Genomic DNA, 17,147 nt, shown 5'->3' on the forward strand with positions numbered 1-17,147 from the left:
GGTGCCTCCTTTCGCGTGAAGGACAATATCGGCGTGCACCGATTGCGCCAGGAACTCGCCCGCCGTGTGCGCCGACTGATGCGAACCGGTATCCCGATCCTGCAGTGCGCCGTGTCCGCAGGCATCGCGTGGGCGTTGGCCCGATACGCGATCGGGCACCCGCAGCCGTTCTTCGCCCCGATCGCCGGGGTCATCGCGCTCGGGGTGTCGCTGGGGCAGCGAATGCGCCGTTCGCTGGAGCTGGTGGTCGGCGTCAGTATCGGAGTCGGCGTCGGTGATGTGCTGATCTCGGCCATCGGCACCGGTCCCTGGCAGATCGCACTGGTCGTGTCCCTGGCGATGAGCGCCGCGGTGTTGCTGGACAGCGGTGGTGTGATCGTCATGCAGGCCGCCTCCTCGGCGGTGCTCGTGGCCACCCTGTTGCCTCCGAGCACCGCGGGAGGACTGGACAGGATGGTCGATGCGGCGGTCGGTGGCCTGGTCGGTTTCGTCGTCGCGGCGCTGCTTCCCCAGAACCCGCTGGCCCTGGCACACCGGCACGGCCGGGTGGTGCTGGGGGCACTCGCCGACGCGCTGCGCGGTGTCGCGGGCGCGATCTCGAGCGAGGACGTGGACCTGGCCTCGGATGTGCTCGCCCGGGCACGCCAGAGCCACCGTTCGGTGGAGGAGTTCCGCTCGGCGCTCCAGAGCGGCCAGGAGATCGCCCGGTTCGCGCCGATCCGCTGGCACCGGCGTGGCGAACTGCAGCTTTACCAGATCGCGTCGACCCCGCTCGACCGGGCGTTGCGCAACACCCGTGTGCTGGCGCGGCGGGCACTGGCCGCACTGCGCGACGACGAGCCGGTCCCCCGTCCACTGCCTGCGCTGCTGGAGGAGCTGGCGGGGGCGGTGACGCTGCTGCGCGACGAGCTCGCCGGCGGCACGGACCCGTTGCAGGCACGGGAGGCCGCCCGTTCCGTGGCACGCCGATCCACCGTGGAGATGCTCGGGGAGTCCGACTTCTCCATGCAGGTGGTGGTCCTGCAGGTGCGCTCGATCACGGTGGATCTGCTGCAGGCGACGGGATTGAGCCGCTCCGAAGCCAACGCCGCCCTCCCCCCGCTGCACTCCCACGACGAGGAGGACGAGAAGGACGAGGCGGGCTAGGGATTTCCGTCCCGGATGGTTCCGGCACGCCCTGCGCGCACCGGCCGGGAAGGACACCGCCGGGCGCCACGTGGGAGCTCCGTGCCGGCTACGGCCGCACGAGCAGCAGGTCCTGCGTGTGGCGGTACCACGCCCACTTGCGCATCGGGCGTGGGTGGGCGACCCCGTCGGAGACCACCCGGGCCTCCTGGAAGCTCACCTGCGTCGCACGGCCGTAGGCCGACTCCCGGCTCTGCCGCAGCAGGAGCCACCTGCGCACGACGGTGGCTCGAAGCCCGTCCATCACGGGTGCGGGCTCGGTCGCGATCGGGTCGGCGGTGGGCTCGGGCAACGGCTCGGCGTCCGGATCGGGGGAAACCTCCAGGCCGAGCGCGGGACCGTTCAGGATTCGCTGGTCGTCGCAGTATGCTTGTCCTGTGATCGGCTCGATCACCCCGGAGGCGACGAGGACCCCGCCGTTGTCGTCCCGAATCAGCGGTGCCGGACGCGCTCGCCCCTGCAGTGCGAGCGAGAAAGCCCCTGCCGGGATGCCCCACAGTCGGCTCGCCGGCGACGTCGTCGCGGGCACATACCCCACGGTGAGCTCCTGCAGCCGATTCTTGCGCAGCAAGCGCACCACGACGGCCGCCAGATCGGCGTCGGTACCGTGCACCACCAGCCGTTCGGACGTCTCGGCCAACAGGGGGTCGACGTCCGCCCGGTCCGGTGTGGCGGGCAGATCGACCCACCGCACACCGCCGGTGTCGGGACGTGTTGCGCGGTCGATGTTTCCGCAGGACAGTGCGATCGTCGTCACGTTCGGCTCCTGGTTTACCCTGTTCGCTCGGCGTAGGCGTCGCGTGGAAGCGTGGACTCCGGGGGCTCGTGGCGAAGCACGGCCGCGGCAACGACCTGCTCCTGCCGAGCTTTCACCCCGACCCGAGACAGGCGACCACCTCCAGTGACAGGTTGGAGTTTCACATGCCGGCGATCGTGCTGATCGGAGCCCAGTGGGGCGACGAGGGCAAGGGTAAGGCGACCGACTTGCTCGGCGAGCAAGCCCAGTGGGTCGTTCGCTACCAGGGCGGCAACAATGCAGGTCACACCGTGGTGCTGCCGGACGGGCAGGACTTCGCGCTGAAGTTGCTCCCCTCCGGCATCCTCAGCCCGCAAGTCCACAACGTCATCGGCAACGGCGTGGTCGTCAACCCGGAAGCTCTGCTCGAGGAGCTCGACGGGCTCGAAGCCCGCGGCGTCGACACCAGCAAGCTCTCCCTGTCCGCCGACGCGCATCTGGTCATGCCGTACCACGTGGCCATCGATCGAGTGACGGAGCGCTACCTGGGCAAGAAGCAGATCGGCACCACCGGGCGCGGGATCGGCCCCTGCTACCAGGACAAGGTCGCCAGGGTCGGAGTTCGTGCGCAGGACGTGCTCGACGAGAAGATCCTGCGCCAGAAGGTGGAGGCCGCCCTGGAGTACAAGAACCAGGTGCTGGTCAAGGTCTACAACCGCCGGGCCATGGATCCCGGCGAGGTCGTGGACACGGTGCTGGCCCAGAGCGAGAAGTTCGCCGGGCGGATCGCCGAGACCAAGACCATGCTCAACCGGGCACTGGCGCGGGAGGAAACGGTGCTGCTGGAAGGTTCCCAGGGCACCCTGCTCGACGTCGACCACGGCACCTACCCCTTCGTGACCTCCTCGAACCCGACCTCGGGCGGGGCGTGCGCCGGCTCGGGCATCGGTCCGACACGGATCAACGCGGTGATCGGCATCCTCAAGGCCTACACCACGCGCGTGGGGGCGGGCCCGTTCCCGACCGAACTGACCGACGCGGCGGGTGAGAACCTGCGCCAGGTCGGTGGTGAGGTCGGCGTCAACACCGGCAGGAACCGCCGTACCGGCTGGTTCGACGCGGTGATCGCCCGGTACGCGACCCATGTCAACGGCATCACCGACTACTTCCTGACGAAGCTGGATGTGCTGTCCGGTCTGGAGACCATCCCGGTCTGCGTCGCCTACGACATCGACGGGATGCGCGTGTCGGACATGCCGATGACGCAGACCGGGGTGCACCACGCCGTGCCGGTGTACGAGGAGATGCCGGGATGGCGGGAGGACATCAGCGGGGCCCGCTCGTTCGAGGATCTGCCGCCGAACGCACGTGCCTACATCCAGCGTCTGGAGGAACTGGCCGAATCGCGGATCTCGGCCATCGGTGTCGGCCCCGGCAGGGACCAGACCATTGTTCGCCACACCATGACCGGATGATGTGTGGGCTGGCCGGCCTTGTACGCGGGTGGCGGTTGCGTGCGTGAGAAGGAAGCGGTCGGCGCCGCTTGCCCGGCGACCGGTCCGAGCGCGCAGAGGCCACCGATGTTGTGTCGGGGCGAGGGAACCCGCTCATGACGCCGGGCACGGTGGTGCTGGTCGTGGCCGCGGTGTTCGTGGCCTCGATGGTGCGGGCCACGTTCGGATTCGGTGAGGCCGTGGTGGGCATGCCTCTGCTGGCACTGCTGCCGATCGGCCTGCACACCGCGATTTCCCTGATCGGACTGACCGGGCTGACCGTGGCCCTGCTCGCCGTGATCACGGGATGGCGGCACGTGGACCGGCCGGTGCTCGCGCGACTCGCCTGCGCGACCGTGGCCGGCATCCCCGTCGGCCTGGCGCTGGTCACGCTCGCCCCGGCGACCGTGGTCGGCACGACCCTCGGGGTGTTCCTCGTCGCCTACGGCGGTTGCTCGCTGGCCCGGCCGGGACCGTCACGGCTGTCCCGACCGGGGTGGGCACTGCCGTTCGGCTTCGCCGCCGGAGCCCTGGGCAGCGCCTACAACTTCAACGGCGTACCCGTGGTCGTCTACGGCACGCTGCGCCAATGGGACCCGCACCGGTTTCGCGGCACTCTCCAGGCCCACTTTCTGGTTTCCGGCGTCCTCGTGGTCACAGGTCAGGGGCTGGGTGGGCTGTGGACACCGGACCTGTTCGGCCTCTACGGACTGGCTCTGCCGACCATCCTCGCCGCGACCGCGCTGGGGACGATGCTGCACCGGCGCATCCCCGCCGAGCGCTTCAGCCGCATCGTCCACGTCGTCGTCATCGCCCTGGGCGCCGTGCTCGTGCTCAACCCGGCGTAGCTCGCTCGCATCCCGGCGGCAGGCCGAGTTCCGGGAGCTCCGGCTCCACTCCTGCCGCGCGAGGACGGCCGGTCGGGGTGGTCGGTGAAGATCCCGTCGACATCCCGGGCGAACGTTGTCGGGTCGTGTTCCGAGCCCCTGACCGGTGCGCACGGGACGGGGGCGGGACCCACCCGCCACCGGCGGAGGATTTACGCTGCTGGCCGTGCGCATCCTCGTGATTGGTGGCGGCGGCAGGGAGCACGCGATCGTGCTGGCGCTGTCCCACGACCCGTCGGTGACCGCCCTGGCCTGCGCCCCCGGTAACGCGGGCACCGCGGCCCTGGCCGAGTCCTACGGTGTGAACGTCTCCGAACCCGATGAGGTGGCCGGGCTGGCCACGGACTGGCGTGCCGATCTGGTGGTCCTCGGCCCAGAGGCACCGCTGGTCACCGGTGCTGCCGATGCCGTCAGGGCCGCGGGTATCGCCTGTTTCGGCCCTTCGAGGGCCGCCGCCCGCATCGAGGGCTCCAAGTCGTTCGCCAAGGATGTGATGCACGCGGCCGGCGTGCCCACCGCACACGGCGAGACCGTGGACAACCCGGCGAAGCTGGATGCGGCGCTGGTGCGGTTCGGCCCCACCTGGGTGGTCAAGGACGACGGCCTGGCCGGCGGCAAGGGCGTCCTGGTCACCGGCGACTTCGACCAGGCCAGGGCGCACGCGCTCAAACTGCTCGAGGAGGGCCACCCGGTACTGCTCGAAAGCTTCCTGGACGGCCCGGAAGCCTCCCTGTTCTGCCTGGTCGACGGGGCGACCGTCGTACCGCTGTTGCCCGCGCAGGACTTCAAGCGCGTCGGCAACGGCGATACCGGGCCGAACACCGGTGGCATGGGCGCCTATGCCCCGCTGCCCTGGGCACCGGACAGTCTGGTCGACGACGTCGTGCGCACGATCGTGCAGCCGACCGTCGACGAGATGGCCCGCCGGGGCACACCGTTCTCCGGACTGCTCTACGCGGGCCTGGCGCTGACCTCCAGCGGCCCGCAGGTGGTCGAATTCAACTGTCGGTTCGGGGACCCGGAGACGCAGGCGGTGCTGTCGTTGCTGCGCACACCGCTGGGATCGCTGCTCGATGCGACCGCACGCGGGGAACTCGCCACCCATCCGGCACCGGAGTGGGACTCCGGCTCCGCGGTGACCGTGGTGTTGGCCGCCGAGGGATATCCGGGACGACCGCGCGTGGACGAGGTGATCACCGGCGGCGATGCCCCGGGCGTCCTGCATTCCGGCACCAGGCGCCGGGAGGACGGCACCGTGCTGTCGGCAGGCGGGCGCGTGCTCTCGGTCGTGGCGGGTGGTCCGGACCTGGCAGCGGCCCGCGAGGAGGTTTACCGGCGGGTCGACGGCGTGCACCTGCCCGGCGCGCACTACCGCACCGACATCGCCCTGCGCGCCGCCCGAGGCGAGGTCGCCCTGCCCGCCGTCTGAACGTCGACCGTCCCCCCTCGTCACAACCCCGAGGTTCCCCGGGAACCGAAGCAGACAGGGGTTCATCGGCGCCGGATTCCGTCACTGTGGACAGCAGCGGACACCGCCGTGCCCGCTCGGCACGCGCCGTTTCACTGCTGATTGCTGCCGATCCTGCGCAGGACTTCCTCGATGTCGGCCTTGCCGACGTTGCGGTGCGTGACGAAGCGCAGTTGTCCCTCCATCGGCACCGCGAGCACGCCTGCATCCTCCAGACGTGCCAACGTCAGGCGCACGTCCGGGACCGACGCCAGGACGATGTTCGTGTGCGGAGGGGTGACGTCCCAGCCGAGCTCGGTGAGTCCTTCGGCCAACCTGGTCGCATTGCCGTGGTCGGCGGCCAGCGCGTCGATACGGTCGAGTGCGACGAGCCCGGCCGCGGCCAGCACGCCGCCCTGGCGCACTCCACCGCCGAGCATCTTGCGCATCCGGCGTGCTTCGGTGATGAACTCGTCGCTGCCTGCGACGACCGAGCCGACCGGCGCCCCGAGTCCCTTGCTCAGGCAGGCCTGCACCGTGTCCACACCCACGGTCAGCGCGGCAGGGGGCACACCGAGGGCGACGGCGGCGTTCCAGATTCGAGCACCGTCGAGATGCACGCGCAGCCCGCCGTCGCGGGCCGCCGCGGCGAGCTGCGCGTGCTCGTGCGGAGGAACGACCACACCGCCCGCGCCGTTGTGGGTGTTTTCCAGGCACAGCAGTGTCGTACGCAGGGCATCGAAGCGCGAGCCCGCACCGGCGTAGTTCCGTACGGTATCGGCGGGGGGTCTGCCCGGACCCGCATCCCAGGACAGCGGCTCGGGCATGCCTCCCGCCAGCCATGCGGCGGAGCCGAGCTCGTGGGTCAGCACGTGCGAGCCGCGCGGTGCCAGAAACCGGTCACCGCGCTGCAGGTGCAGCGCCAGCGCGATCAGGTTTCCCATCGTTCCGCTGGGGACCCACAGTGCGTCGGCGGTACCGAGCAGTCTGGCTGCCCTGGTCTCCAGCTCGCGCATGGTGGGATCGCGGTCCAGCACGTCATCACCGACCTCGGCTGCGGCCATGGCCGTGGCCATCCGCTCGTCGGGACGCGTGACCGTGTCGGAACGAAGGTCGATCGGCGCCAGTTTGGTCACAATCAGATCACATCATATATATCCGGTTTCGAAAAACCGTGTCCGGCCAACGCGCGAAGGGGGTGATGCGAATCTCCTCGATGCGACATGCAACCGTGAGGCGGGGACGAGCCGTCCAAGCAAGTGCAAGCACACAAGGAGCGGAGAGTTCCGCGTGGACGAGCGCGAAGAACAGGAGTTCGCGGAGTACTTCGCGGCTCGGCGAGAGGCGGTGCGTCGGATGGCGTACATGATGTGCGGTGACTGGCACCGCGCGGATGATCTCGCCCAGACGGCGTTCATCGCGTTGCACCGCCGGTGGCGCAAGGTGCGGGACAAGGGATCCCTGGATGCCTACGTCCGTCGCACCTTGACGCGGGCGGTCATCGACGAGTCCCGCAGGCCCTGGCGGCGCGAGCGTGCCGTCGAGGTCCTGCCGGACACTCCTTCCGACTCCGAGGACGTGGCGACATCCGTGGCCACGCGGCGCACGTTGATGGCGGGCCTGCGGAAGGTCCCGCCGAAGCAGCGCGCCGTGCTGGTGCTGCGGTATCTGGAGGGACTCGACGTAGCGGGGGTTGCCGAGATCATGAAGTGCAGCGAGGGGAATGTGAAAAGCCAGTCCGCCCGAGGGCTGGAAACGCTGCGGGAAGCTCTCGGTGACGAATTCGATCATGTGCGCCCGACATCGGGAGGAGGTGCAGGCAAGTGAACGAGCGGGAGCTCGAAGAGCTGTTCCGCGACGCGGCCCGCGCCGCCCCTCCGGCCTCCTTCGACGAGCAGGACATCTCCCGAGGAGCGCGCCGCGTGACGGCTCGCAGGCGCATGGCCACTGCCGGGAGCTCCCTGGCCGTCGCCGCGGTTCTGGTGGGAGGACTCGGCGCGGGCACGGGAATGTTCACTCCCGACGAGAGCACGCAGGCCGGTCCGACACCGGGGGGAGTCCGGCAGCCGTCGCAGGAGCAGCCCCCGCGCACGGGCCCGAATGGCACCGGGCCGACCGTGCTCGGAGGGCCCCTGACCGGGCAGGGCAGCTGCGGTCCTCCGGATCGGGAGCTGGCGGACGCACTGGCGCAGCAGCTGCCCGAGGCCACCCGGGCGACGACACCGGTGGCCGCGACCAGCTGTCCCACGGGATCGCGGACCGCTTCCTTCCAGGTGCGGCAGGGCGCGACGGCGGGCAATGTCACCGTGCTCCTGGCTCCTGCCGAGTCCGTACCGCCGGAGCAGCGCAGGTCCGGCGAGCATCGGCGGCCCGACGGCACCCGGCAGGTCACCGACGAGGTGGACGGCGGGCACATTCTGATGGTGCGCAGCAGCCCCGACTCCGGGTCCTCGGCCGCTCCCTACGCCGACCGGTTGCCTGCGATCGCGGATCACCTCGCCGACCGCTTCTGAGGATCGTTCTCATCGCGAGCAGGCGCTGTGGTCGGTGACCGCCTGCCGGGAAACGGCCCGTGGCCGCTCGACCCCACCGGGGGTTCCGCCGCCCGCACCGCCACGCACGCCAAGCCGCACATCCCTTTATTGGTACGGTCGTCCCAATAAGTGGTAAGGCGAGAGCGAACGTGCGGGAAGGCGGCATCGCGCATGGCGTGGATCGTGCTGATGGTCTCCGGGGTGCTCGAAGCGGGCTGGGCCATCGCCCTGAAGCTCTCCGCGGGCTTCAGCAAGCTCGTTCCCAGCCTGTGGTTCCTCGTGCTCGCGGCGATGAGCTTTTCCGGGCTGGCATGGGCGATGCGGGTCCTGCCCGCAGGGCCCGCTTATGCGGTGTGGACCGGCATCGGTGCCGCCCTGACAGCCGCGATCGGCATGGTCTGGCTCGGTGAGAGCGTCTCGGTGCTCAAGCTCGTGTCCTTGGTGCTCATCGTGGCCGGGGTGATCGGGCTGAACCTGGCAGGGACGGGGCACTGAGCTCGTCGAGAGCGAACACGCGAAGAGGACCGGCACTCATGACGGCGGCCAGCACACCGAAAGGTGAGCGACGCAGGCAGGCACTGGTGGAGGCAGCCGCGCAGCTGTTGGCGGAAGGGGGCTTCGAGGCGATCCGGCATCGGGCCGTGGCCGAACGTGCGGCATTGCCTCTCGCCTCCACCACCTACTACTTCAACTCCCTCGACGAGCTGATCTCCGCAGCCGTCGAGCACGCGGCACAGGCGGAACTCGAAGCGGGACGCCGGCGGCTCGCCGAGCTTACCGAAGAGCACCACAACGCCGACTCGATGATCGAGCTGATGCTGGACCTGCTGCTGGGCACCCGCTCCAGAGACGGTGGGCTCGATCAGGTGCTGCTGCGTTACGAACGGCTGGTCGGCTCCCCGCGCCGCCCGTACCTGGCGCCGTTGATGCGGGAACTCTCCGCCCGGTTGCACGACCTGCTCACCGAGATCCTCGCGCACTTCGGGGTGGACATCGGCAGGCAGCACCTGCTCGAACTGATCATGCTGGTCGACGGCGCGGTGGTCAACGCACTGATCGAAAGCGACCCCGACCCGCGCGCCACGGCTCGCCGGGTACTGCACTCCCGGCTGGGTTGAACTCCCCGCCGGACCGAATTCCCCGCCGGACCGACGGCGCGACTTCCGCATCGCCCTCTCGGGCAGCCGCACGCAGGAGATCGTCCGCGCAACCACTCGAGCCGGGCAACCTCGCCGATCACGTCCGCGTAGTAGGGGGTGGTAGCGCGGAAAGGAGCACCCATCGATGCGGACCCAACACGAGGAATCGTTCCGTGTGTTCGCGAGGGACCAGGCTGCGGCATTGCGTCGCTCGGCGTACCTGCTGTGCGGCGACTGGCATCTGGCCGAGGATCTCGTTCAGACCACGCTCACCAAGCTCTACCGGGCTTGGAGACGCGTGGACGAGAAGACGCAGGAAGCCTACGCACGCAAGACCCTGATGCGAACGTGGCTCGACGAACGGCGCAAACCCTGGCGCCGCGCGGAGAGCCGGGACGGAGTGGTTCCGGACACCGGTGACTCCGAATCCGACCCTGCCGTAGCAGGCCAGCGTGCGCGGACACGGAACCTCGTTCTGCGCGCACTGGCCGAGGTCCCGCCACGACAGCGGGCGGTGCTCGTCTTGCGCTACTGGGAAGACCTCCCGACCGCCGAAGTGGCGGCGGCACTGAGGTGCTCCGAGGGCACGGTCAAAAGCCAGGCCTCACGCGGGTTGCAGAACCTGCGGGGCGTGATCGCACAGCACGATCCCGACTACGTCGGTGTCGGTGCGGAAGGGACAGCGTGATGGACGAGCGGACACTGCGCGAGGGCATGCGGGATGCCGTCGGTGGCGAACCACCGTTGGGATTCGACCCCGACCAGGTGGTCGACAAGGCCGGCCGGGAGCAGCGCAAACGGCGTGCGATGGTCGGCACCGGCCTGGCGACCCTGGTGGTCCTCGCCGGGGTCGCCACGATACCCGGGGCGCTGGGCGCCTACGACCAGCGTTCGGTGACACCTGCCGCACCGGTGGTCGAGACGTCTCCGTCGAAGGACGAGGACCTTCCCCTCCCCGGCATGGACCCGGCCGAGCCGGAGAAGGAGTCGGGCGCCGAGATCAACTACCCGGAGAAGAAGCTCGGCCCTCACGAGAAGTCGCTCGCTCAGCACGCCGGAAAGGCCGTGGCCGAGGTGGCCCCGAACATGGACGACGTGCACGTGGTGCACTCCTCCATCCCGGTCCGCGGGAAGCCGGAAACGGACAAAACCCGCAGACTGGAGATCACCGTGGGATTCACCGACGAGGTCGGCCCGACTTCGACCATGGTGAGCATTCACGCACCGGGCACGGTCTCGGAGTCCCCTTCCCGGATCTGTGCACCCGACTCCGGCGATGAGCTCACACGGCGGCAATGCCGGGTGATTTCGCAGGAGGACGGGTCGACGCTGGTGAGCTCGCTGGCCGCCCCCGACGAGGGACCGCGGGGAGCGCTCGTGCGGACGGTCCGCCACTTCCGCACCAACGGCGCCGTCGTGCAAGCCTCCGCCTACACCTTCAACCCGCAGCAGCTCGATCCGAGCAAACTGCGCCGGGAAACCGCTCTCACCGACGAACAGCTCACCGAACTGGTCACCGACCCGGCTTTCACCCTGACCGAGTAACCATCCCCGGACTCCCTTCCCGACCACGGCGAGCCGCGTTCGTATCGAGCGCGGCTCGTCGTGCGTCCGGTCACGCAAGTATCCTGGCTGCTCGTGACGGTCAAGCCCAACATTCCCGACGCCCTCGCCTCCCGCTATGCCTCGCCCGAGCTGGTCGAGTTGTGGTCACCACAGCACAAGGTCGTCCTGGAGCGCCGGTTGTGGTTGGCCGTGCTGCGTGCGCAGTCCGACCTCGGCATCGAGGTGCCCGAGCAGGCCCTGACCGACTACGAACGGGTGCTGGAGCAGGTGGACCTCGATTCCATCGCCGAACGCGAGCGCCGGACCCGGCACGACGTGAAGGCACGCATCGAGGAGTTCAACGCACTGGCCGGGCACGAGCACGTGCACAAGGGCATGACCTCGCGCGACCTGACCGAGAACGTCGAACAGCTGCAGGTGCGCCGCAGTCTGGAACACGTGCGCGACCGCACGGTCGCCGTCCTCGCCCGCCTCGGGCAACTGGCCGGCGAACACGGTGAACTCGTCATGGCCGGGCGCTCCCACAATGTCGCGGCGCAGGCCACCACCCTGGGCAAACGTTTCGCCACCGCCGCCGACGAACTGCTGGTGGCCTTCCACCGGCTGGAGGAGCTGCTCACCCGCTATCCCCTGCGGGGTGTCAAGGGCCCGGTCGGCACCGCGCAGGACGCGCTCGACCTGTTCGACGGCGACGCGGACAAGCTCGCCGAACTCGAACGCCGCGTGGCCGGACACCTCGGCTTCGGCAGGACACTGACCAGCGTCGGCCAGGTGTATCCGCGCTCGATGGATTTCGAGGTCCTCACCACGCTGTCCCAGCTCGCCGCCGCACCCTCCAGCATGGCCAAGACCATCCGGCTGATGGCCGGGCAGGAGCTGGTGACCGAGGGGTTCAAACCCGGCCAGGTCGGCTCCAGCGCGATGCCGCACAAGATGAACACCCGCTCCTGCGAGCGCGTCAACGGCCTCGCGGTCGTGCTGCGCGGCTACGTGTCCATGACCGGCGAACTCGCCGGGGACCAGTGGAACGAGGGGGACGTGTCGTGCTCGGTGGTGCGCCGGGTCGCCCTGCCGGACGCGTTCTTCGCCTTCGACGGGCTGTTCGAGACCTTCCTGACGGTGCTCGACGAGTTCGGGGCCTTCCCCGCGATCGTGGCCCGTGAACTCGACCGCTACCTGCCGTTCCTGGCGACGACGAAGGTGCTGATGGCCGCCGTACGAACGGGAGTCGGGCGCGAGACGGCGCACGAGGCGATCAAGGAGAATGCCGTCGCGGTCGCGCTGGACATGCGGGAACGGGGCATCGAGCGCAATGATCTTCTCGATCGGCTCGCCGCCGACGAGCGTCTGCCGCTGGGCCGGGATCAACTCGGGGAACTGCTGGCCGACCGGCTCGACTTCACCGGCGCGGCCGCCGACCAGGTCCGCGACGTCGTCGCCGAGATCTCCCGCGTCACGGCACGGTACCCCCAGGCCGCCGCCTACTCGCCGTCGGCGATCCTGTGATCGCGACCGGGTGTGGTGCTTGATCGGCGATTTCCGCTCGGTCCGGGATCACCGTCGAGCGGCGCACCCGAAGGACCCGCCGTACGAGCGGGCTCGTCCGGTGCGGGATACTCGCTGCGTGTCCACCCTCGCCGACTACCCCTGCATCGCCGCGGGCAAGATCCGGCAGCTGTATGCCGTGGACGACGATCACCTGCTGATGGTCGCCTCCGACCGGATCTCCGCCTACGACCACGTGCTGAGCACTCCGATCCCGGACAAGGGCCGCGTGCTGACGGCGATGAGCGTGTTCTGGTTCGAACTGCTCTCCGACTCCGACCATCATCTGGTCTCCGCCGACGACCCGCGCATCCCCGGCGAGGTGCGCGGTCGCGCACTGCTGGTGCGCAGGCTGGAGATGCTGCCGGTGGAATGTGTGGCGCGCGGATATCTCACCGGCTCCGGGCTCGCCGAGTACCGCCGCACCGGCACGGTGTGCGGTGTGGAACTGCCCGACGGACTCACCGAGGCGTCGCGGCTACCGGAGCCGATCTTCACCCCCGCGACGAAGGCGGAACTGGGTGAGCACGACGAGAACGTGAGTTTCGAGGCCGTGGCCCGCACCGTGGGCAGGCAGCGCGCGGAGCAACTGCGCGAGAGAACGCTGCAGCTCTACCGACGCGCTGCCGAGCACGCCGAGGACCGCGGGGTGATCCTCGCCGACACGAAGTTCGAGTTCGGTATCTCGGCCGCGGGCACGCTCGTCCTCGGCGACGAGGTCCTCACTCCCGACTCCTCCCGGTACTGGCCCGCCGACGACCATGTGGTCGGCCGCACCCAGGAGTCCTTCGACAAGCAATACGTGCGCGATTGGCTGACCTCGCCCGCATCCGGATGGGACCGGGCTTCCGATCTGCCTCCGCCGGAGCTTCCCGAGGAGGTGGTGGCCGCCACCCGCGCCCGCTATCTCGAGGCCTACACGCGGATCACCGGCCGCGATCTCGCCGATTGGCCCACTCCGGATGCCTGATCGGTTCGTGCACGGCCTCACACGGTGGCGGGCTCGCTCTTGGTCAGCACGGTGATCGTCGTGTCCTGCGGGCGGAGCTGCTCGAACATGCGGTAGTGCATCTGCGGCATCGCCAGCACCGCCTCGTGGATCGGGACGGTGACCCGGGGAGCCACTGCACGCAGGAAGTCCACCGCTTCGGACAGCTTCAGCCACGGGGCCCCGGTCGGCAGCCCCAGCACGTCGATCCGCTGTTCGGGCACGTGGAACGCGTCTCCCGGGTGGTAGAAAGCGCCTCCGTCGACCACGTATCCGGCATTGGCCACGAGCGGGATGTCCGGGTGGATGACCGCGTGCTCACCACCGACGACGTCGACCGACGTGCCTCCCAGTTCCAGCGCGTCCCCCGCGTGGACGGCCTCGACGGTCAGGTCGGCCTCGGTGAGAGTTGCCGCCGAGGCGGGGTCGGCGATGAGGCGCGCACCCGGGTTGTTCCCGAGCAGCTCCGGGAGACGTTCGACGTCCAGGTGATCGGGGTGCTGGTGGGTGATCAGCACCGCATCCAGTTCCCGGGTGCCCTCGAAGTCGGTGGAGAAGGTGCCGGGGTCGATCAGCATCCGTGCCGAATCGGTCTCCAGCAGGACGCAGGAGTGTCCGAAGTGGGTGATCCGCAATGTCGTCTCCTCGGTGTCTTTCGTCAGGTCGGTCTTGCTCGGACGTGTTTTTGTCGATGGCTCGGCGACCATCGGAATCCTCTCGGCGACGACCTGCCTACGAGGGCTTCCAACGATGCCCGTGGAGCATGTCACCGAAGCCCATCCACACCAGGTTCATCAGCCGTCGCGACAGGCCGTCGGCGGTGTGCTCGGGGTGATCGAGCCACCAGTCCATCATCGACTCCCCCGCACCGACCAGCGCGGCGGCGAACGGCTCCATCTGCTCGGTCTGCACCGGCTGCTCGGCTGCCGCGGTGGCACGCGTGAGCAGAGACGCGATCAGGGCCACGGCACGGTCGCGCCACTCGGCGAGCTCTCCGGAGAAGGGCTCCCCCTGGATGTTCGCCTGCCGGTGCAGGACCGTCCAGCTCGCCCGGTTGTCGCTGACGTACTCGAAAAAAGCCCGCAGCCCGCGCCACAGTTGCTCGTCGGTGGCCAGACTCTCGTCCACCGCCTCGCCGATGGCCTCGATGAGCCGGCTCGCCTCCCGCCGGATGCAGGCGACGAACAGTTCGTCCTTCGCTCCGAGATAGGCATAGATCATCGGTTTGGAGATCCCGGCGGCCTCGGAAATCTCGTCCATCGCGGCCTGGTGGAAACCGTGCTCGGCGAAGACCCGTACGGCCGCGTCCAGGATCTGACGCTCCCGTACCGAGCGGGGGAGCCGCCTGGACTTGGGTTTCGGGCGCTCGGAGCGCTCGCTCGGCGGCTGTTCGTCCGGTGGCCGCTCCTCTGGTGGCCGCTCACCTCTCGCATGGTGCACGCTCGCACAGTAGAACAGAGAGATCGCGCGTGTGTCTTGCCGCCATTACCTACCGAAACGTATTCTTACTCGCCAGTAGGTAATGGAGGATGGTCATGACGGATTCCGACCCGATCACCGCACTCGGTACGACCGACCCGAAGAAAGTGAGCCGGGAGGAGTTCGTCACCCTGCTCGAAGCCGCTTCCGAAGCGGCCACCGACGGAGGCGGGGTGGACCTGAGCTCACTCGGCGCGGAACAGTTCGCCCGCCTGATCTCCCGGGCCTCGACCGCACAGATCGAAGCCGTGATGGCGCGCCCGGAACTGCGCGAGAACGTCCTCGACGAGGTGTTCCGGCGCATGGGCGAACACTACAAGTCCGACAAGGCACGTTCGACCGAGGCCGTGGTGCGCTGGCGCATCGGCACCGACGAGCACGATCATCTCCGCTACGAGTGCGTGCTGTCCGGCGGCACCTGCACGGTCGGCAAGCAACCCGAGCACGAGCCACGCGCCACGATCACGCTGGGCCCGGTGGAGTTCCTCAAACTCGCCTCCGGCAACGCCTCCGCCCCGACGCTGTTCATGACCGGCAAGCTCAAGGTCGCCGGGGATGTCGGCTTCGCCGCCGGACTCACCAAACTCTTCCAGATCCCGAAGGCGTGAACTCGCCCACCGGCCACACCGACCGACCGACCCCCGAAGGACGGCCATGAGTTTCTCCCTGGAGCTGAACGAGGAGCAGCAGGAGCTGCGCGACTGGGTGCGCGGCTTCGCCGACAAGGTCATCCGGCCGGCTGCGCGCGAGTGGGACGAGCGCGAGGAAACGCCGTGGCCGATCATCCAGGAGGCCGCCAAGATCGGGCTGTACGGCTTCGAGACGTTGGCCGCCTTCTGGGCCGACGAAACAGGCCTGTCGCTGCCGATCGCCAACGAGGAGCTCTTCCGGGGGGACGGCGGCATCGGGATGTCGATCTTCGGCACGACCCTCGCCGTGGCCGGGATCTTCTCCGCGGGCACGCCCGATCAGCTCGCCGAGTGGGTACCCGAGTGCTACGGCGATGTCGACGAGCCGAAGGTCGCCGCGTTCTGCTCCTCGGAGCCGGAAGCCGGCTCCGACGTCTCGGCCATGCGCACCCGCGCGGTCTACGACGAAGCCACCGACGAGTGGGTCCTCAACGGCCAGAAGGCCTGGGCGACCAACGGCGGCATCGCCAACATCCACGTGGTGCAGGCCGTCGTGGATCCCGAACTCGGTTCCCGCGGACAGGCCGCCTTCGTCGTTCCGCCCGGCACCCCGGGACTGTCGGCACCGAGCAAGATCCACAAGCACGGGCTGCGCGCCTCGCACACCGCCGATGTGTTTCTCGACAACGTCCGGATCCCCGGCCGGTGCCTGCTGGGCGGCAAGGACAAGCTGGATGAGCGGATCGCCCGGGCCCGCGAGGGCGGCAAGGCCAGCGGCCAGGCCGCGATGCGCACCTTCGAGCTCTCCCGCCCGACCGTCGGGGCGCAGGCCATCGGTATCGCGCGGGCGGCCTACGAGGAGGCGCTGGAGTACGCCCGGCAGCGGGAGACCTTCGGGCGCCCGATCATCGACAACCAGTCGATCGCGTTCACCCTCGCCGACATGAAAATGGAGATCGACGCCGCCCGCCTGCTGGTGTGGCGAGCAGCGTGGATGGGCCGCAGCGAGGAACCGTTCACCGCCGGTGAGGGCTCGATGTCGAAGCTCAAGGCGGGCCGGGTGGCGACGTGGGCCACCGAACGGGCCATTCAGATCCTCGGCGGCAACGGCTACACCCGGGAGTTCCCGGTCGAGCGGATGCACCGCGACGCCAAGATCTACGACATCTTCGAGGGCACCGAGCAGATTCAGCAGTTGGTGGTGGCCAGGGCCGTCTCCGGGCGGCACATCGCCTGAGTGAGCGAGAGCGCCGAATCGCACCGCTTGCCCTCGTGGTGAGCGGGATCACCGGATCGCCACTGTTCGCCTTCGAGTGTCTGCGGGGTGTCCGGGGCATTGCGTGTTGTTTGCCACGGAATCACGTGAAGGACTTCCGTGTTTTCCTCGAAGGGCGCACTGTTCCAGGAGCACAGGATCCCGACGTTCGGATGCACCACACCCGAACGGGTCAAAACGGGCACCTGACTGCTGAGAGCACCGTTCCGGCACTTCCCGTCCGTCGTGCGGTCGTCACGGACC

General features: G+C 69.2%; 18 protein-coding genes. 14 read left to right on the forward strand and 4 right to left on the reverse strand.

The window, feature by feature from the left end; genetic code table 11:
• The first annotated feature begins 15 nt into the window (after positions 1–15).
• Positions 16–1,146, forward strand: a complete 1,131-nt coding sequence (locus DFQ14_RS02150) for an FUSC family protein (RefSeq protein WP_246195747.1) — start codon at positions 16–18, stop codon at positions 1,144–1,146.
• 88 nt (positions 1,147–1,234) lie between these two features.
• On the opposite strand, the gene DFQ14_RS02155 is transcribed toward DFQ14_RS02150, so the two are convergent.
• Positions 1,235–1,942 (reverse strand): hypothetical protein, encoded by a 708-nt coding sequence (locus DFQ14_RS02155; protein ID WP_246195748.1) that lies wholly within the window; start codon positions 1,940–1,942, stop codon positions 1,235–1,237.
• 164 nt (positions 1,943–2,106) lie between these two features.
• Here DFQ14_RS02155 and DFQ14_RS02160 point away from each other — a divergent pair, with 164 nt between their 5' ends.
• The 3 genes from DFQ14_RS02160 (at position 2,107) to purD (ending at position 5,730) form a co-directional block, all read left to right on the forward strand.
• Positions 2,107–3,396 (forward strand): adenylosuccinate synthase, encoded by a 1,290-nt coding sequence (locus DFQ14_RS02160; protein WP_114451550.1) that lies wholly within the window; start codon positions 2,107–2,109, stop codon positions 3,394–3,396.
• A 134-nt stretch (positions 3,397–3,530) separates the two neighbouring features.
• Positions 3,531–4,262, forward strand: a complete 732-nt coding sequence (locus DFQ14_RS02165; RefSeq protein WP_114451288.1) for a sulfite exporter TauE/SafE family protein — start codon at positions 3,531–3,533, stop codon at positions 4,260–4,262.
• Positions 4,263–4,467: 205 nt separating this feature from the next.
• Positions 4,468–5,730 carry a phosphoribosylamine--glycine ligase gene (gene purD / locus DFQ14_RS02170; protein WP_114451289.1) on the forward strand — a complete coding sequence of 421 codons (1,263 nt, stop codon included), beginning with the start codon at positions 4,468–4,470 and terminating at the stop codon, positions 5,728–5,730.
• Positions 5,731–5,861: 131 nt separating this feature from the next.
• Here purD and DFQ14_RS02175 read toward each other — a convergent pair whose 3' ends face one another.
• A complete protein-coding gene (locus tag DFQ14_RS02175; protein WP_114451290.1) occupies positions 5,862–6,884 on the reverse strand; it encodes a threonine aldolase family protein in 1,023 nt (340 codons plus the stop codon).
• 154 nt (positions 6,885–7,038) lie between these two features.
• Between DFQ14_RS02175 and DFQ14_RS02180 the strand changes: the two genes are divergently transcribed.
• From DFQ14_RS02180 to DFQ14_RS02215, 8 genes are all read left to right on the forward strand, one after another.
• A complete protein-coding gene (locus DFQ14_RS02180; protein WP_114451291.1) occupies positions 7,039–7,575 on the forward strand; it encodes a SigE family RNA polymerase sigma factor in 537 nt (178 codons plus the stop codon).
• Positions 7,572–8,261 (forward strand): hypothetical protein, encoded by a 690-nt coding sequence (locus tag DFQ14_RS02185; RefSeq protein WP_114451292.1) that lies wholly within the window; start codon positions 7,572–7,574, stop codon positions 8,259–8,261. The genes DFQ14_RS02180 and DFQ14_RS02185 overlap by 4 nt, the downstream gene beginning before the upstream one ends.
• Positions 8,262–8,453: 192 nt before the next feature.
• Entirely contained in the window at positions 8,454–8,777 is a 324-nt protein-coding gene (locus DFQ14_RS02190) for a DMT family transporter (protein WP_114451293.1), read from the forward strand.
• A gap of 38 nt (positions 8,778–8,815) precedes the next feature.
• A complete protein-coding gene (locus tag DFQ14_RS02195) occupies positions 8,816–9,400 on the forward strand; it encodes a TetR/AcrR family transcriptional regulator (protein WP_114451294.1) in 585 nt (194 codons plus the stop codon).
• A 166-nt stretch (positions 9,401–9,566) separates the two neighbouring features.
• A complete protein-coding gene (locus DFQ14_RS02200; RefSeq protein WP_114451295.1) occupies positions 9,567–10,109 on the forward strand; it encodes an RNA polymerase sigma factor in 543 nt (180 codons plus the stop codon).
• Positions 10,109–10,966 carry a hypothetical protein gene (locus tag DFQ14_RS02205; protein ID WP_114451296.1) on the forward strand — a complete coding sequence of 286 codons (858 nt, stop codon included), beginning with the start codon at positions 10,109–10,111 and terminating at the stop codon, positions 10,964–10,966. The genes DFQ14_RS02200 and DFQ14_RS02205 overlap by 1 nt, the downstream gene beginning before the upstream one ends.
• Before the next feature lie 93 nt (positions 10,967–11,059).
• Complete coding sequence (gene purB, locus DFQ14_RS02210; protein WP_114451551.1) at positions 11,060–12,493, forward strand: adenylosuccinate lyase; 1,434 nt, start codon at positions 11,060–11,062, stop codon at positions 12,491–12,493.
• 118 nt (positions 12,494–12,611) lie between these two features.
• Complete coding sequence (locus DFQ14_RS02215) at positions 12,612–13,502, forward strand: phosphoribosylaminoimidazolesuccinocarboxamide synthase (protein ID WP_114451297.1); 891 nt, start codon at positions 12,612–12,614, stop codon at positions 13,500–13,502.
• A 17-nt stretch (positions 13,503–13,519) separates the two neighbouring features.
• On the opposite strand, the gene DFQ14_RS02220 is transcribed toward DFQ14_RS02215, so the two are convergent.
• The gene (locus DFQ14_RS02220) at positions 13,520–14,155 is read right to left on the reverse strand and encodes an MBL fold metallo-hydrolase (protein ID WP_114451552.1); all 636 of its coding nucleotides are present in this window, start codon (positions 14,153–14,155) and stop codon (positions 13,520–13,522) included.
• Between the two features lie 97 nt (positions 14,156–14,252).
• Positions 14,253–14,960, reverse strand: a complete 708-nt coding sequence (locus DFQ14_RS02225; RefSeq protein ID WP_114451298.1) for a TetR/AcrR family transcriptional regulator — start codon at positions 14,958–14,960, stop codon at positions 14,253–14,255.
• Positions 14,961–15,055: 95 nt separating this feature from the next.
• Between DFQ14_RS02225 and DFQ14_RS02230 the strand changes: the two genes are divergently transcribed.
• Both DFQ14_RS02230 and DFQ14_RS02235 read left to right on the forward strand, forming a co-directional pair.
• Complete coding sequence (locus tag DFQ14_RS02230; protein WP_114451299.1) at positions 15,056–15,607, forward strand: SCP2 sterol-binding domain-containing protein; 552 nt, start codon at positions 15,056–15,058, stop codon at positions 15,605–15,607.
• Positions 15,608–15,653: 46 nt separating this feature from the next.
• On the forward strand, positions 15,654–16,865 hold the full coding sequence (locus DFQ14_RS02235) for an acyl-CoA dehydrogenase family protein (protein ID WP_114451300.1): 1,212 nt from the start codon (positions 15,654–15,656) through the stop codon (positions 16,863–16,865).
• Positions 16,866–17,147 lie beyond the last annotated feature (282 nt).

Source organism: Halopolyspora algeriensis, from assembly GCF_003337235.1.
Lineage (GTDB): Bacteria > Actinomycetota > Actinomycetes > Mycobacteriales > Pseudonocardiaceae > Haloactinomyces > Haloactinomyces algeriensis.

Coding starts and splice junctions, on each gene's coding strand:
- DFQ14_RS02160 (WP_114451550.1), top strand. CDS start 2,107: ATGCCGGCGATCGTGCTGATCGGAGCCCAGTGGGGCGACGAGGGCAAG.
- DFQ14_RS02230 (WP_114451299.1), top strand. CDS start 15,056: ATGACGGATTCCGACCCGATCACCGCACTCGGTACGACCGACCCGAAG.
- DFQ14_RS02195 (WP_114451294.1), top strand. CDS start 8,816: ATGACGGCGGCCAGCACACCGAAAGGTGAGCGACGCAGGCAGGCACTG.
- DFQ14_RS02205 (WP_114451296.1), top strand. CDS start 10,109: ATGGACGAGCGGACACTGCGCGAGGGCATGCGGGATGCCGTCGGTGGC.
- DFQ14_RS02200 (WP_114451295.1), top strand. CDS start 9,567: ATGCGGACCCAACACGAGGAATCGTTCCGTGTGTTCGCGAGGGACCAG.
- DFQ14_RS02235 (WP_114451300.1), top strand. CDS start 15,654: ATGAGTTTCTCCCTGGAGCTGAACGAGGAGCAGCAGGAGCTGCGCGAC.
- DFQ14_RS02165 (WP_114451288.1), top strand. CDS start 3,531: ATGACGCCGGGCACGGTGGTGCTGGTCGTGGCCGCGGTGTTCGTGGCC.
- DFQ14_RS02190 (WP_114451293.1), top strand. CDS start 8,454: ATGGCGTGGATCGTGCTGATGGTCTCCGGGGTGCTCGAAGCGGGCTGG.